At 64.9% G+C, this 13133-nt stretch carries 12 protein-coding genes; 6 read left to right on the forward strand and 6 right to left on the reverse strand.

What is annotated here, in order from left to right; genetic code table 11:
* Positions 1–92 precede the first annotated feature (92 nt).
* On the forward strand, positions 93–656 hold the full coding sequence (locus HHA01_RS08725) for a hypothetical protein (protein WP_141319785.1): 564 nt from the start codon (positions 93–95) through the stop codon (positions 654–656).
* Positions 657–883: 227 nt separating this feature from the next.
* Here the strand turns inward: HHA01_RS08725 and rraA are convergent, their stop codons facing one another.
* Together rraA and acnB are read right to left on the reverse strand one after the other, a co-directional pair.
* Positions 884–1369 carry a ribonuclease E activity regulator RraA gene (gene rraA, locus HHA01_RS08730; protein WP_141319787.1) on the reverse strand — a complete coding sequence of 162 codons (486 nt, stop codon included), beginning with the start codon at positions 1367–1369 and terminating at the stop codon, positions 884–886.
* A 203-nt stretch (positions 1370–1572) separates the two neighbouring features.
* Positions 1573–4176 (reverse strand): bifunctional aconitate hydratase 2/2-methylisocitrate dehydratase, encoded by a 2604-nt coding sequence (acnB, locus tag HHA01_RS08735; RefSeq protein ID WP_141319789.1) that lies wholly within the window; start codon positions 4174–4176, stop codon positions 1573–1575.
* Positions 4177–4427: 251 nt separating this feature from the next.
* On the opposite strand from acnB, the gene HHA01_RS08740 reads away from it, so the two are divergent.
* From HHA01_RS08740 to HHA01_RS08755, 4 genes are all read left to right on the forward strand, one after another.
* Entirely contained in the window at positions 4428–4862 is a 435-nt protein-coding gene (locus HHA01_RS08740) for a DUF1289 domain-containing protein (RefSeq protein WP_141319791.1), read from the forward strand.
* 65 nt (positions 4863–4927) lie between these two features.
* A complete protein-coding gene (locus tag HHA01_RS08745; RefSeq protein ID WP_141319793.1) occupies positions 4928–5548 on the forward strand; it encodes a MiaE family protein in 621 nt (206 codons plus the stop codon).
* A gap of 35 nt (positions 5549–5583) precedes the next feature.
* Positions 5584–9492: an ATP-binding protein gene (locus HHA01_RS08750; protein ID WP_141319795.1), complete on the forward strand. Its 3909-nt coding sequence runs from the start codon at positions 5584–5586 to the stop codon at positions 9490–9492.
* Between the two features lie 107 nt (positions 9493–9599).
* Positions 9600–9893, forward strand: a complete 294-nt coding sequence (locus tag HHA01_RS08755) for a YkgJ family cysteine cluster protein (RefSeq protein WP_141319797.1) — start codon at positions 9600–9602, stop codon at positions 9891–9893.
* 82 nt (positions 9894–9975) lie between these two features.
* Here HHA01_RS08755 and HHA01_RS08760 read toward each other — a convergent pair whose 3' ends face one another.
* The 3 genes from HHA01_RS08760 to queC are packed head-to-tail and all read right to left on the reverse strand — an operon-like array spanning position 9976 to position 12195.
* A complete protein-coding gene (locus HHA01_RS08760; protein WP_141319799.1) occupies positions 9976–10830 on the reverse strand; it encodes a 6-carboxytetrahydropterin synthase in 855 nt (284 codons plus the stop codon).
* Entirely contained in the window at positions 10830–11483 is a 654-nt protein-coding gene (gene queE / locus HHA01_RS08765; protein WP_141319801.1) for a 7-carboxy-7-deazaguanine synthase, read from the reverse strand. Before queE ends, HHA01_RS08760 begins: the two co-directional genes overlap by 1 nt.
* Positions 11476–12195: a 7-cyano-7-deazaguanine synthase QueC gene (gene queC, locus HHA01_RS08770; RefSeq protein WP_141319803.1), complete on the reverse strand. Its 720-nt coding sequence runs from the start codon at positions 12193–12195 to the stop codon at positions 11476–11478. Before queC ends, queE begins: the two co-directional genes overlap by 8 nt.
* Positions 12196–12420: 225 nt before the next feature.
* Between queC and HHA01_RS08775 the strand changes: the two genes are divergently transcribed.
* Positions 12421–12843, forward strand: coding sequence for an SRPBCC family protein (locus HHA01_RS08775; RefSeq protein ID WP_141319805.1), 423 nt, complete (start codon positions 12421–12423; stop codon positions 12841–12843).
* Positions 12844–12851: 8 nt separating this feature from the next.
* Here HHA01_RS08775 and HHA01_RS08780 read toward each other — a convergent pair whose 3' ends face one another.
* Complete coding sequence (locus tag HHA01_RS08780) at positions 12852–13091, reverse strand: DUF2789 domain-containing protein (protein ID WP_141319807.1); 240 nt, start codon at positions 13089–13091, stop codon at positions 12852–12854.
* Positions 13092–13133: the final 42 nt, after the last annotated feature.

A 13133-nucleotide genomic window follows, 5' to 3' on the forward strand; every position in this document is an offset into this window, starting at 1 on the left:
TGTCACGCGTTTGCGCGTGCAGCGCCCGGAGGTCCACATCGACGCGGGTTTTTGGCACCATGTCGCGTCTATCCTGATCAAGGACTCGCGCGATGACGTATTTTGTGGTGATGGGGGGCCTGGCCCTGTCACTGAGTGTGCTGGCGGGCTGGACCCTGTGGCGATGCCTGCGCTGGCTGGGCCGCCGGCTGGGCCTGTCGCGGGGCCGTCAGCAGGCCCGGGGTTCGAGCGGGCGTTCGACCCGGGCCCATTCACGGCCGAAGCAGGAAAAGCTCAAGCTTGACCAGGCCGACAAGGCGAAATCCGGCAAGGCCTCGGCCTCGAAAGCGACTTCACAAAAAGCGACCTCACAAAAGGCCGGAGAGCGGTCAGCGTCGCAGCGCGGTCGGGATCGGACACCCAGCGAGCCCTGGAAGCTGACCCGCGCCCTGGCGCCCCTGGCTGCGACCTGGTCGCTGGCGCTGGTGGCCGGCCTGCTTTATGGCGGAGCCCGGCTAGCGGAATTCGGCATGGCTGCGCGGCCGGGTTCGGCGCCGGCGGCGTATCATCGGCTGGTGGAGGTTATCGGCCTGGGTGCCGCCGGTCTGGCCGGCATCACCCTGATCGGGGGGCTGGCCTGGTGGCGCTGTTATCGCGCAGACAAGGCCCGGGACTGAGCCCAGCTAGGCACTGTCTAAAAAGTCGACGAGCGAAGGTTAGACAAGGCGAAAATCTACGAAAACGCGAAGTTTACAAGGAGTAAATGAGCATTTTGATCGGACTCGCGCGCGAGAAGATTTTCAACGCCGTATAACCGAGCGCAGATAGTTTTCGGACAATGCCGAGTCCCTGACCCAGTGTCAAAGCAGCCTGACACTGTGCCCGATTTCCTGGCAAACCCGTCTCAACCCAGCGAAAGCTGGCGCTCGCTGATCACGACACCGTTGTTGTCGGCATACAACCACTGGCCGGGTGAGAGGGTCACACCGCCGAAGGTGACGGGGATATCGCGCTGACCTTCACCACGCTTATCGCTCTTGCGCGGATGAGTGGCCAGCGCCTGGATGCCCAGTTCGGTCTCGGCCAGTTCGTCGACGTCACGCACGCAGCCGTACATGATCACCCCGGCCCAGCCATTGCCGGCGGCCTTTTCGGCCAGCATGTCGCCGAGCATGGCACAGCGGGTGGAGCCGCCGGCATCGACCACCAGGATGGCACCTTCGCCGGGCTCGTCGATGGCCTGCTTGACCAGCGAATTGTCCTCGAAGCATTTGACGGTGCGCACCGGCCCGCCGAAGGCCTCGATGCCACCGACATTCAGCAGTATGGGGTCGAGCACGGCGACTTCAGGATATTCATCGCAGATATCGGGGGTGATGATGGTCGTCATGGTGGGCGGCCTCCTCATGATGCGTGAAGCCCCGATGATGCCACAGCCGGCGACAAGGAAAATGCTCCCTTGGTGGGTACAAAGGGGCAGGCCAGACATAAAAAAAGCGCCCCGTGGGGCGCTTCTGTCATCGGCTCCGGCCGCGACGCCGGGGCGTCGCGGCCTTCGATGTTGCGAGCATCGGAGTCGAGCGTACTGATTCCTCAGGCCTCCTGGGCCACCGGAATCACGTTGGAGGCGGCGTTCTGGAACTCCTCGATCTCGTGGAAGTTCATGTAACGGTAGATCTCGCCTGCCATGGCATCGAATTCTGCCATGTAACGACGGTACTCGTCGACACTCGGCAGACGACCCTCGACGGCGGAGACGGCAGCCAGCTCGGCCGAGGCCAGGAAGACATCGGCGCCGTCACCCAGACGGTTGGGGAAATTGCGCGTCGAGGTGGAGACCACGGTGCTCTTGGCGGCGACGCGCGCCTGGTTACCCATGCACAGTGAGCAGCCGGGCATTTCCATGCGCGCGCCGGCGCGGCCATAGATGCCGTAGTAGCCTTCCTCGGTGAGCTGGTGCTGGTCCATCTTGGTCGGTGGGGCGAGCCACAGCTTGGTCTTCAGGCTGCCGGCGGGCTGCTTCTCGAGCAGTTTGCCGGCGGCACGGAAGTGACCGATGTTGGTCATGCACGAGCCGATGAAGACCTCGTCGATGGAGCGGCCGGCGACATCGGAGAGCAGGCGGGCGTCGTCCGGGTCGTTGGGCGCGCAGAGGACCGGCTGGTCGAGCTGGTCGAGGTCGATCTCGATGACTTCGGCGTACTCGGCGTCCTTGTCGGCACGCATCAGGCTGGGGTTATCCAGCCATTCCTGCATGGCCAGGATACGGCGTTCGATGGTCCGCTTGTCGCCGTAGCCGTTGGCGATCATCCACTTGAGTAAGGTGACGTTGGACTTGAGGTATTCGCTGACGCTGTCGTCGGAGAGCGTGATGGTGCAACCGGCGGCACTGCGCTCGGCGGAGGCATCGGAAAGCTCGAAGGCCTGTTCGACGGTGAGATCCTCGAGGCCTTCGATTTCCAGGATGCGGCCGGAGAAGGCGTTCTTCTTGCCGGACTTCTCGACGGTCAGCAGGCCCTGCTGGATGGCGTAGTAGGGGATCGCATGGACCAGGTCACGCAGGGTGACACCCTGCTGGCGCTTGCCCTTGAAGCGCACCAGCACGGATTCCGGCATGTCCAGCGGCATGACGCCGGTGGCGGCGGCGAAGGCCACCAGCCCGGAACCCGCCGGGAAGGAGATGCCCATCGGGAAGCGCGTGTGGGAATCGCCGCCGGTACCCACGGTGTCGGGCAGCAGCATGCGGTTGAGCCAGCTGTGGATGATGCCGTCGCCGGGGCGCAGGGAGACGCCGCCACGGTTCATGATGAAGTCGGGCAGGGTGTGGTGGGTTTCCACGTCCACCGGCTTGGGATAGGCGCTGGTGTGGCAGAAGGATTGCATCACCAGGTCGGACTGGAAGCCCAGGCAGGCCAGGTCCTTGAGTTCGTCGCGGGTCATCGGGCCGGTGGTGTCCTGGGAACCGACGGTAGTCATCTTCGGCTCGCAGTACATGCCGGGACGCACGCCTTCCATGCCGCAGGCCTTGCCGACCATCTTCTGTGCCAGGGTGAAGCCACTGTTGCTGTCCGCCGGCTGTTCCGGGCGGCGGAAGACCTCGGACGGTTCGAGCCCCAGGTGGTCGCGTGCCTTGGCGGTCAGGCCGCGGCCGATGATCAGCGGAATGCGGCCGCCGGCACGCACCTCGTCGAGCAGCAGCTGCGTCTTGAGTTCGAAGGTGGTCAGGACTTCGTCGGTGCCGTGACGGCAGACCCTGCCTTCATACGGGTAGACGTCGATGACATCGCCCATCTCGAGCTTCTCGACATCCATCTCGACGGGCAGGGCGCCGGAATCTTCCATGGTATTGAAGAAGATGGGCGCGATCTTGCCGCCGAAGCAGAAGCCGCCGGCGCGCTTGTTGGGGACATTGGGGATGTCGTCGCCGAAGTACCAGAGCACGGAGTTGGTGGCCGACTTGCGCGAGGAACCGGTGCCGACCACATCACCCACGTAGGCGACCGGGAAGCCCTGGGCGCGGACGTCCGCGATCTGCTTGAGCGGGCCGGTGCTGCCGGGCTCGACCGGCTCGATGCCATCACGCTCGTTCTTGAGCATGGCATTGGCGTGCAGCGGAATGTCGGGACGTGACCAGGCATCCGGCGCCGGCGAGAGGTCATCGGTGTTGGTCTCGCCGGGCACCTTGAAGACGCTCAGGGTGATCTTCTCGGCCAGTGCTGGCCGCGACAGGAACCATTCGGCCTCGGCCCAGGAGCGGATGATGTCCCTGGCGACCTCATTGCCGGTCTTGGCGCGCTCTTCCACGTCATGGAAGGCATCGAACATCAACAGCGTGTGCTTGAGCTGTTCGCCGACCTCAGTGGCCAGTGCCGCGTCATCGAGCAGTTCGACCAGCGAGACGATGTTGTAGCCGCCCTGCATGGTGCCGAGCAGCTTGACGGCGTGGATCCTGTCGATCAGCGGGGACGTGGCCTCGCCCTTGGCGATGGCGGTGAGGAAGGCGGCCTTGACGTAGGCGGCCTCATCGACGCCGGGGGGAACGCGGTTGGTCAGCAGGTCGAGAATGAGCTCTTCCTCGCCGGCCGGCGGGTTTTTCAGCAGTTCGACCAGGGCGGCCGTCTGCTCGGCATTCAGCGGCTTCGGCGGAACGCCGTCCCGGGCACGTTCCTCGACATGTTGGCGATAGGCTTCAAGCACGTGGTGGCCCTCATTGGTTATGGCGGCCGACGCTCTCGGTCTGGCGGGCAGCGGGCCCGACAGGGGTGGGTCGGCACTTGGACGTCGCAGTCATCGGTCGCAATATTCTAGAAGAAACTGTCGACAATGTTAAGAAGGCCCGTGATGGCGGGCTTTGAACTTTGGTCAACGACGCGCTGTTAATGGCCCGCACGGGGTGCCAGACGGACGTTATCGCGTTACCATAGCGACCCATCGAGGGAGGGTCTGCGATGTCCGGGCGCGTGGTGTCACCCTGTGTCGGTGTCTGCTCGACAACGCTCGGCGACCGGGTGTGTCGTGGCTGCCAGCGAGTCGATGACGAGATTCGTGACTGGCCGGCACTCGAAGCCGGCCAGCGCGGTGATCGCATGGCCGAGCTGGATGCCTTGCGGGCGAGCGTCGCGAGCCGCCATCTACGAGTGGTTGACGCCGTGGCCTTGCAGGCACAGCTCGACCGCCACCGGATTCGCTATCGCGAGGACCAGCCGGCGCTGTCGCGTGCGGTCGAGCTGTTGCGTGTCGGGCGTGGGCGTATTCGTGACCTGTCGCGCTACGGGCTGGAACCTCACGCGCGCCTGGACGCCGAGACGCTTCACGAGCGCCTGGCCGAGGAGCTGAGCCAGGCCGCCGAAGCGCGTCGCTGGCGCCTTGCCTCCATCATCTAGCCGATCTGGGGCCGGGTGCGGCCATCCATCAGACGCTAGCGGAACCCGTTTTGACCGGAATTGCCATGACTGCCACACATGACCCCAGACTGCCCGGGGAAATTCTCGACTTCCTGGCCTGCCCGACGCCTGCTGCCTGGGTCGACTGGGCGCTGGAGAACCCCGAGACCCTGCTGATCGACCATGCTCAGTGCGAAAAGAAGGCGGCTTCGACGGCCATGAGCCTGCTGTATCGTTATGTCGACGACAGTGAGCTATTGACCAAGATGGCGCGTCTGGCTCGTGAAGAATTGTTGCACTTCGAGCAGGTGGTCAAGCTGATGGAAGGGCGGGGCATTGTCTACCGGCCCATCGGGGCGGCTCGCTACGCCGAGGGTATGCGGCGCCATGTGCGCAGCCAGGAGCCGCAGCGGCTGGTGGATGTGCTGATCGTGGGGGCGATCATCGAAGCGCGCAGTTGTGAACGTTTCGCGCGCCTGATTCCCCACCTGGATGATGAGCTTGCAAAGTTCTATCGCGGTCTGGTTAAGTCGGAAGGCCGGCATTACGAGGATTACCTGATGCTCGCGAGACGGCTTGGCGAAGAGTCGATCGATGACAGGGTCGCCTTCTTCATTGCCCAGGAGGGGGAGTTGATCACCACACCAGACACCGAATTTCGTTTTCACAGCGGGGTGCCGGCCTGACGCCGGTTTCTACCGCCCAGCAGGATAGAGCCATCATGCGGGATGCTTCCGAAGACGTCGTTCGTGAAGAGCAGGACAGCCTGGCTCTTTTCGGACATTTCTCGCTGACCCTCGGCGATGATGCCCTGACGCATTTCAGTTATGACAAGGTCAAGGCATTGCTGGTGTATCTGTTGTTGCACGATCAGCCGGTCAATCGTGCCTGCCTGGCCGAACTGCTGTGGCCCGACCAGGGGCTGTCCTCGGGGCGTACCAATCTGCGCCACGCGTTGCACTGCCTGCGCCAGGCCATGGGCGAGCAGGCCGATCAGGTATTGACTGTTTCCCGACAGACCATCGCCTTCCGGCTGCCCGAGCACTGGACCTTCGATCTCCATGAACTGCAGACGTTGCTGGATGGCCCGCCCAGCGTCGAGACCCTGGAAGAAGTCCTGACACATTATCAGGGCGACCTGGTCGAGGAACTGCAGTTGCCCAACTGCTCCGAATTTCTGCGTTGGCTGGTGCAGGTACGCAACGAATGGCGCCAGCGCGTGATCCGTTTTGCGGAGGCCGTACTCGACCAGAGCGAGCCGCTTCCCGACCAGCTCCTCGAGGCCCTGGTCAGCCGTTTCTCCGGTTACGGCCCCTTCCACGAAAAGCTGGTGCGCCAGCTGGCCGAGCATGGTCAGCTGGCCGCGGCCCACGAGCAGTACAATGCCTATCTGCAACAGCTGGCCCTGAGTGGGCAGCAACCCGATCCGAGTTTTCTGCAGCTGGCGCGCTACTGGTCGGACGGGTCGTCCGAGCCGGCGGCGACCGGTCCGAGTGGTGCCTTCTCGCGGACCATCGCCGACAACGCAGCACCGATCCGCGAGGACGAAGTCGAGCAGCGCCAGCTGTCGGTAATGGCCATTCGCCTGAACATCGAGGCCGACCTGTCGTCGCGCAGCGAGGCCCGCGACTTCCTGGCTCTGCAGATCGAGCTGATGCGTTGGCTGGAGCAGCAGTGCCATCACCTGGGCGGCTTCTGGCTGCCCGGCGCTACCGGCGGCCTTGGCCTGGCCTGTTTCGGTACCCATGGACCGGCGCACCAGCTGGCCGAGCTGGTGGCCCTGTACGAGCATTGCCGCCATGCCTTGCCGGAGGAATGCCAGCGGCATTGGAGCGGTGAAGGGGAGCCGCCACTGTTCGAGTTTGCCGCCGGTCTCAACAGTGGTCGGGTGGTCTACCTGCCGGAGCGCCACCTGGTCGATCCGTTGGGGCAGGTGACGCAGGTGGCACTATCCTTGATGAATGCCGCCGAGGGCAGCGAGCTGGTGATTTCCCAGGAGGCCAGCCAGCACATGCCGCCGGCCCTGGATCTCCAGCCGCGCCTGACGTCCCGCCTGGTCGCCAATGATGGCCGTGTGCGCCTGCGTGCCCTGGTGCTTGGCGACAACGAGGGCGGGCGTGAAGCCACGCCGCCGAGCCTGGTGGGGCGCGAGACCGCACTGCGTACCCTGCGTGATGCCTTGACCCGCGCCGGCATCGGCCTGCGCCAGAGCGTGCTGGTGCGTGGGCCCTCGGGGCTCGGCAAATCGGCCCTGCTGGTGGGCTTTCGTCAGCTCGATCAGAGTCGCGAGGCGTTGGTCTGCTGGCAACCCACGACGCGCCTTTCCGTCCAGGAGCCATATGGCGTAGCACGCCAGCTGGTGCGCTGGCACCTGGAGGGGGATATCAGTTGCGCAGACTTCGATGAGCGCCTGATCGAACTGATGCCGGACAATCTGTCCGACGAGCGTCGGCTGTTGCTCAAGGAGGCCCTGGGTGTCTGCGAGCCGCGTGAAGGCGCGGCGCTGATCAAGAGCGGCGAGGCCGTCGAGCTGGTGGTGGCCCTGCTGACGCGTCTGATCGCGGCGCTGACCGAATCGCGTACTCTGGTGCTGATGGTCGATGACCTGCAGTGGCTGGATGAACCCTCCTTCAAGGTGCTGGCTGCGCTGCAGGCGCGCCTGCCAATCAACTGTCCCTTCATGCTGGTGGCCAGCCACCATGGGCGGGAAGCGCTGCCCACCCGGCTCGACTGGGATCAGCAGGTGACCCTGGGGCGCCTCGACGAGACCCAGTCATCGCGATTGCTGACGCAGCTGGCCAAGCGCTATCGACTGCACCTCAGCCCCAGGCTGCGCAGTCAGATCATCGAGCGCTGTGATGGCGTGCCACTGTATCTGCAGGAGATCTGCCGCCGCGTCGACATGGATCGTCGCGAGGGCCGCACGACCCAGCTCGACGAGCTGCCGCGCGGCCTGTTGGGGCTGCTGGCCAGCCGCATCGACCAGTTGGACACCGACCGCGAGGTGGCGCATGTGGCGGCGGTACTGGGGCGTCAGTTCCGCCTCGACCTGCTGGCCGAGTGCAGCGGCTGGGACATGGCGCGTCTCAAACCGGCCATCGAGCAGATGATTCGTCTTGAGATCATCGAGCCGATGGACAACGACAGCGAGGGGCGTGAATACCAGTTCACCCACCAGTTGCTGCAGGAAGCGGCCTATCTGTCCTGCCCGCGGGATATCCGGGTCGATCTGCACCGTCAGGTGGTGGGCTTGATCGAGGAGCACTTCCCGGTCTGGATCAGCCGCCATCCGGGGGATTTCGCCACCCATCTACGCCGCAGTGGTCACTACGCCCGGGGTGCCCGCTATTTCGAGCTGGCCGCTCGCGAGGCCCTCAAGGTCAGCGCCAATCGCACGGCGCTGCGCATGGCCGACTTCGGCCTGGCGAGCCTGCGTCACGTGGAGGACCAGGTCGAGCGGGAGATCAGTCTGCACACCGTGCGTGGTCAGGCTGCCTTTGCTCTGGAAGGGCACGGCTCGCCGACCGCGCACGAGAGTTTCGTGCGTGCCCGCGAGCTGCTGAATAGCTGCGATGACCTGCCCGAGGACAACGAGGACCTCGAGCAGGTCTTCCTGGTCAAGTGGGGGCTCTGGGTCGGCTGCAGCCAGCGCAATGCGCATGCCGATGCCTTCATGCTGGCATCGCGGCTGGCCGATGTGGCGGCGCGCCTCGAGGATCCGCGCTATCGTCGCCTGGCGGATTTCGCCCGTGCCAGTTGCGAGTACTGGGCCGGGCGTATCGAGCAGGCCTATGAGCATCTGGAGGAGATCGATCCGCTCAATTCGCCGATGATGATCGAGTGGTTGCCGTTCTCCGACCATCCACAGGTGGCGGCTTCCTGCTTCCAGGGCTGGGCGCTGTGTCTGCGCGGCGATTATAAGCGTGCCGAGCGCCAGGTCGAGTCGGCCATTCGCCTGGCCGAACAGATCAATCACCCGGGCAGCCTGGCCATGGCCTTGATGTATGCCGCGGCCCTGTATCGCCAGCTGGGCCATGTGCACCTGGCATCAAGCCGCGCCGAGCGGGCTTACCGGATCACCGGCTCGTCGGATCTGCATCTGTGGCAGATTTCGGCGCGCAGCGTGCTCGGCTGGCAACGTGCCATGGCCGGCGACCGGGAGGGGCTGGCGGTGCTCGAAGGCACCCTGCAGGAACTCACCGACCTGACCGGCCGTGACCCGCATCAACGTCCGGCGCTGTGGTTCGTCGACGCCTGCGTCTCCATGAACGAACTGGAGCGTGCCGAGGATTATCTCGACCAGTCCCTGCTGGTGGCTCGCGAGCGCTCGACGCTGTTCATTCCGGAGCTGTCCATCCAGCTGGCTCGGGTTCGGCATCATCTCGGGCGTCCGGGCGAGGTCGTGCGCGGCCTTGCCGAGCAGGCCCTGCAACAGGCGCGCGATGATGGCAACCTGCACCAGGAGCTCTGTGGACTCGAACTGTGGCTGACCCTGGTCGACCCCGAGGACAGCGAGGCCCGGGAAGCCTTCCGGCGTCTGCTGGGTGACGTCAGTCACAGTGATGCGCCGGTGCTGGTGCGCTGGCGCAACCTGCTGGACAAGCGACTGCCGCATCTGGCGGATGTGTAGGGGCGTGAAGAGTGAAGAGTGAAGCGAGCTGTTGGCGCCAACCTGGGTATGTGGCAGCTAGGTGGGGGCCGGTCGCCTACGAGCTTCATCGGTAGGAGGATACGTCAATGGCAAGGCGCGATCAGGATCAAGAGGCGCGCTCCTCCGCGGGTACGGGATGCCGTGCGGGCTGTGGTGCCTGCTGCATCGCGCCGTCGATCAGTTCGCCGATTCCGGGCATGCCCGACGGCAAGCCACAGGGCGTACGCTGCGTGCAGCTCGACGCCGACAATCTTTGCCGATTGTTCGGCGATCCCCGCCGCCCCGAAGTGTGCCGGGCTTTCGACTACGACCCTGAACTCTGCGGCGACAATCGCGACCAGGCCCTGGCGCGTATCGCCGCCCTGGAAGTGAACACCTGAACCCGCTCGTTTTTCGCGCTTTTTCTCACGGTAAGGTGTAGGCTTTCTTCTTTCTTCCTTCTTCCTTCTTCCAGCTTACAGCTTACAGCTCATTTCCTCCGGCCTCGGCAATCGCCCCCTTGTCGATTCCCTCGAAGGCCTGAACTCGGGTCCGCTGTCCGCTCTCCCGGGCGATTTGCGATGCCAGCCAGGCGGCGATGTTTTCCACCGTGGTGGCATGGGGCATGACCACGCAGCGTTCCCGGGGCAGATTGATCATGAAACGGCCCTGGTCGGCGCGGTAGCTGGCGATCAGCCGTCCCATGAAGGAGGCCTCCAGGCCTTCCGCGACATCGGCTTCGTCGACCAGATAACAATCCGCCAGGCGCTGCGCCCAGTCGGCCTCGAGGCTCGGCACGCGCTGGCCGTTCTGCCAGATGTGCAGTCGCGAGCGATGTCCATGGGTGATGCGCTGGCAGTTGCCGTCGTGACGCCTGAGACCGTGGCTGTAGGTGTAGTGGGCACCTTCGATGGCTTCATCGGAAAGTGTCAGGCGCACGCCCTCGACGTTGGTCGGCGGCTGGCGCATCAGCATCTGCTCGAGATGCTCGGCGAGTCGCGCCAGGCTGATCGTTGGCCAGGGCAGCAGGCTGAAGGCCTGGCGAGGACCGCGGACTTCCATGACATAGGGCGTCTCGGTGCGAATGCGCAGGCCTTCCGGGCAGGATTGAACGTTCACCCCGGGCGCCTCGGTGGGCACCAGCAGGGTGTGATCGAGGCTCTGGTCGAGGCTTGACTTGATCCACGGCTTGACCCGGCCGAAGTCGAACAGCATGCCGTCGTCGCCGAGCTCGCCGTCGAGTTCGGCATCGACCTGCCAGCTGGTGCCGATCAGGCCTCGCGTCGGGCACCACATGGAGGTGTCCAGTTGTGTCAGGCGGTTGACGAAGAGTGTCATCAATCGATCCCTGCGATCTTGTGGGTCTGCAGCGAGAGCCGCCAGCGCGGGTTGGCCAGGCAGTAGGCCACGGTGCTGGCCATGGTGTCGCCACTGTGTTCCATGCTGGCCAGCGGTGCGCTGTCCATTGGCTGTAGATAGAAGTGCCGGAAGCCCATGCCGGTGAAGCGCTCGGGCGGTGCTTCGTCCTGGGGATAGACCAGCTTGAGTTCATCGCCCCGGGTCTGGACCAGCGGGTTGCGGCCCTTGGGGCTGACGCACAGCCAGTCGATGCCGGCCGGCGCTGCCAGGGTGCCGTTGGTTTCCACGGCGACATCGAAGCCGCGCTCGTGCATGGCGGCGATCAGGGCATCATCCAGCTGCAGCAGCGGCTCGCCACCGGTGAAGATCACCTGGGGATGAGCGCCATCCGGGACGCCCGGCCAGAGTGACTCGAGATGGGCGCCGAGGGCGTCGGCATCACCAAAGCGGCCGCCGTTCTGACCGTCGGTGCCGCGGATGTCGGTGTCGCAGAAGTGACAGGCAGCCGTGGCACGATCGGCCTCGCGCCCCGACCAGAGGTTGCAGCCGGCGAAACGGCAGAAGACGCTGGCGCGGCCGGCCTGACCGCCTTCGCCCTGCAGGGAGTAGAAGGCTTCCTTGACGCTATACATCCTCGCGGCCCTCGCTCGACCCGGCTGACTCAGGGGTGGCGGCATAGGCCAGTGGGTCGCTGGCCCGGTTGGCGTCAAAGGCTGCCAGGCGCTCGCGACAGCTGCCACAGCGCCCGCAGGCGAGCTCGGCGCCTTCGTAGCAGGTCCAGGTGGCGGCGTAATCGAGCCCCATGGCGAGGCCATCGGCGAGGATCTCGGCCTTGCTGCTGTGCAGGTAGGGCGTGTGAATGGTCACCGCTTCGAAGTTGGCGATGCCGGCCACGGCGTTCATGGCCTCGACGAAGGCCGGGCGGCAGTCCGGATAGAGGACATGGTCACCGCCGTGGGCCCCGTAGTCGACCCGGCCGGCGCCGATGTTGACGGCCTTGGCGATGGCCATGGAGAGCAGCATCATGTTGCGGTTGGGCACTACGGTGGCCGTCAGGTTGTCGGCGTCGTAGTCCCCGTCGGGCATGCTGCGGTCGCTGTCGGTGAGTGCCGAGTTGTCGATCAGGGAATGGATAGCACGGATGTCGATGACCTGGTGAGGTACCTCGAGCGCGGCGCAGACACGCCGGGCGACCTCGAGTTCGCGGCTGTGGCGCTGACCGTAGTCAAAGGAGAGGGCGTGTACCTCGAGACCTTCACGCAGTGCACGGTGCAAGACGGTATAGGAGTCCATGCCGCCGGAGTAGATGACCACGGTGGCACTGGAAGAGGAAGACTGGGACATTTCGGGCCTGCAAGTCGGAGAATTTGATGGCCGGGTTCCGGTCCGGCGGGCGCATAGTTTACGTTGCCGAGGCCAGGGGCGCCAAGTTCGGCAGGCCGGCAGGGAGAGCGCCGGCCATGGCGGGCGATGTTTTGAGGTTCGGGTGCCACGCACGGGCTGATACACTGGCGCTGCAGTCAGCCGCCGCCGACAGCGTCCGATATCACATGCCTTCATGGGGTCATCATGTCCACGATCGAACACAGCGCTACTCTCCATGCGCCTCCCGAGCGGGTATTCGCTTTGCTGGAGCGGGTCGAGGACTTTGTCGACTACTCCGATTTGATCGAGGCCATCGAGCCGCTGGGTGACGCTCATTACCGTTGGCACGTCAAGGCGGTGGGTATGGACTGGACCTTCGACGTGGTCATCACCGAGTCGGTGGCGCCCTCGGTGCTGGCCTGGGAGTCCGTGGATGGTGTTCACAATACCGGGCGTTACCAACTGACCCGAGTGCCGGAAGGCACGCAGGTCGCGCTGTGCGTGGAGTACGAGATCAAGAACCGCTTCGTCGAGAAGGCGGTGCGGCGGGCGGCCACCCCTCTGGTCAATCGCGTCAGCCAGCAGATCCTCGATCGCGTCGCCGCGCGTCTCCACGCTGGAGAGTGACCCCCGCGTCAGCCGCTCTTGCGCAGCGAGGCATCCAAGTGATCGACCACCTCGGCCCAGTCCGCGTCGGTTTCCAGTGCCTCGCGCAGCAGCTCCGACTGCCCCTCGTTCCAGCAGGGCGCATCGGGCAGGGCGACGTCCTCGGGAATCGGCGCGTGATGGTCGATGAAGCGTTTGATGGAGTCGGGGTCCGACGCCAGGCCAAGCTGATCGAAGAGTTCGCTGAAGGGATGGTCATAGGCTTCCATGACAGGCTCCTCGTAATGCGTGTCGATGAGTGAAGACTAGAC

The sequence above is a fragment of the Halomonas halmophila genome (assembly GCF_006540005.1).
Taxonomy (GTDB): domain Bacteria; phylum Pseudomonadota; class Gammaproteobacteria; order Pseudomonadales; family Halomonadaceae; genus Halomonas; species Halomonas halmophila.

Bases quoted from the DNA above. Each gene is read 5' to 3' on its own strand.
- HHA01_RS08750 (WP_141319795.1), top strand. From the start codon at position 5,584: ATGCGGGATGCTTCCGAAGACGTCGTTCGTGAAGAGCAGGACAGCCTG.
- queC (WP_141319803.1), bottom strand. From the start codon at position 12,195: ATGTCCCAGTCTTCCTCTTCCAGTGCCACCGTGGTCATCTACTCCGGC.
- HHA01_RS08760 (WP_141319799.1), bottom strand. From the start codon at position 10,830: ATGACACTCTTCGTCAACCGCCTGACACAACTGGACACCTCCATGTGG.
- HHA01_RS08775 (WP_141319805.1), top strand. From the start codon at position 12,421: ATGTCCACGATCGAACACAGCGCTACTCTCCATGCGCCTCCCGAGCGG.
- HHA01_RS08755 (WP_141319797.1), top strand. From the start codon at position 9,600: ATGGCAAGGCGCGATCAGGATCAAGAGGCGCGCTCCTCCGCGGGTACG.
- HHA01_RS08725 (WP_141319785.1), top strand. From the start codon at position 93: ATGACGTATTTTGTGGTGATGGGGGGCCTGGCCCTGTCACTGAGTGTG.
- rraA (WP_141319787.1), bottom strand. From the start codon at position 1,369: ATGACGACCATCATCACCCCCGATATCTGCGATGAATATCCTGAAGTC.
- HHA01_RS08740 (WP_141319791.1), top strand. From the start codon at position 4,428: ATGTCCGGGCGCGTGGTGTCACCCTGTGTCGGTGTCTGCTCGACAACG.
- HHA01_RS08745 (WP_141319793.1), top strand. From the start codon at position 4,928: ATGACTGCCACACATGACCCCAGACTGCCCGGGGAAATTCTCGACTTC.
- HHA01_RS08780 (WP_141319807.1), bottom strand. From the start codon at position 13,091: ATGGAAGCCTATGACCATCCCTTCAGCGAACTCTTCGATCAGCTTGGC.
- queE (WP_141319801.1), bottom strand. From the start codon at position 11,483: ATGTATAGCGTCAAGGAAGCCTTCTACTCCCTGCAGGGCGAAGGCGGT.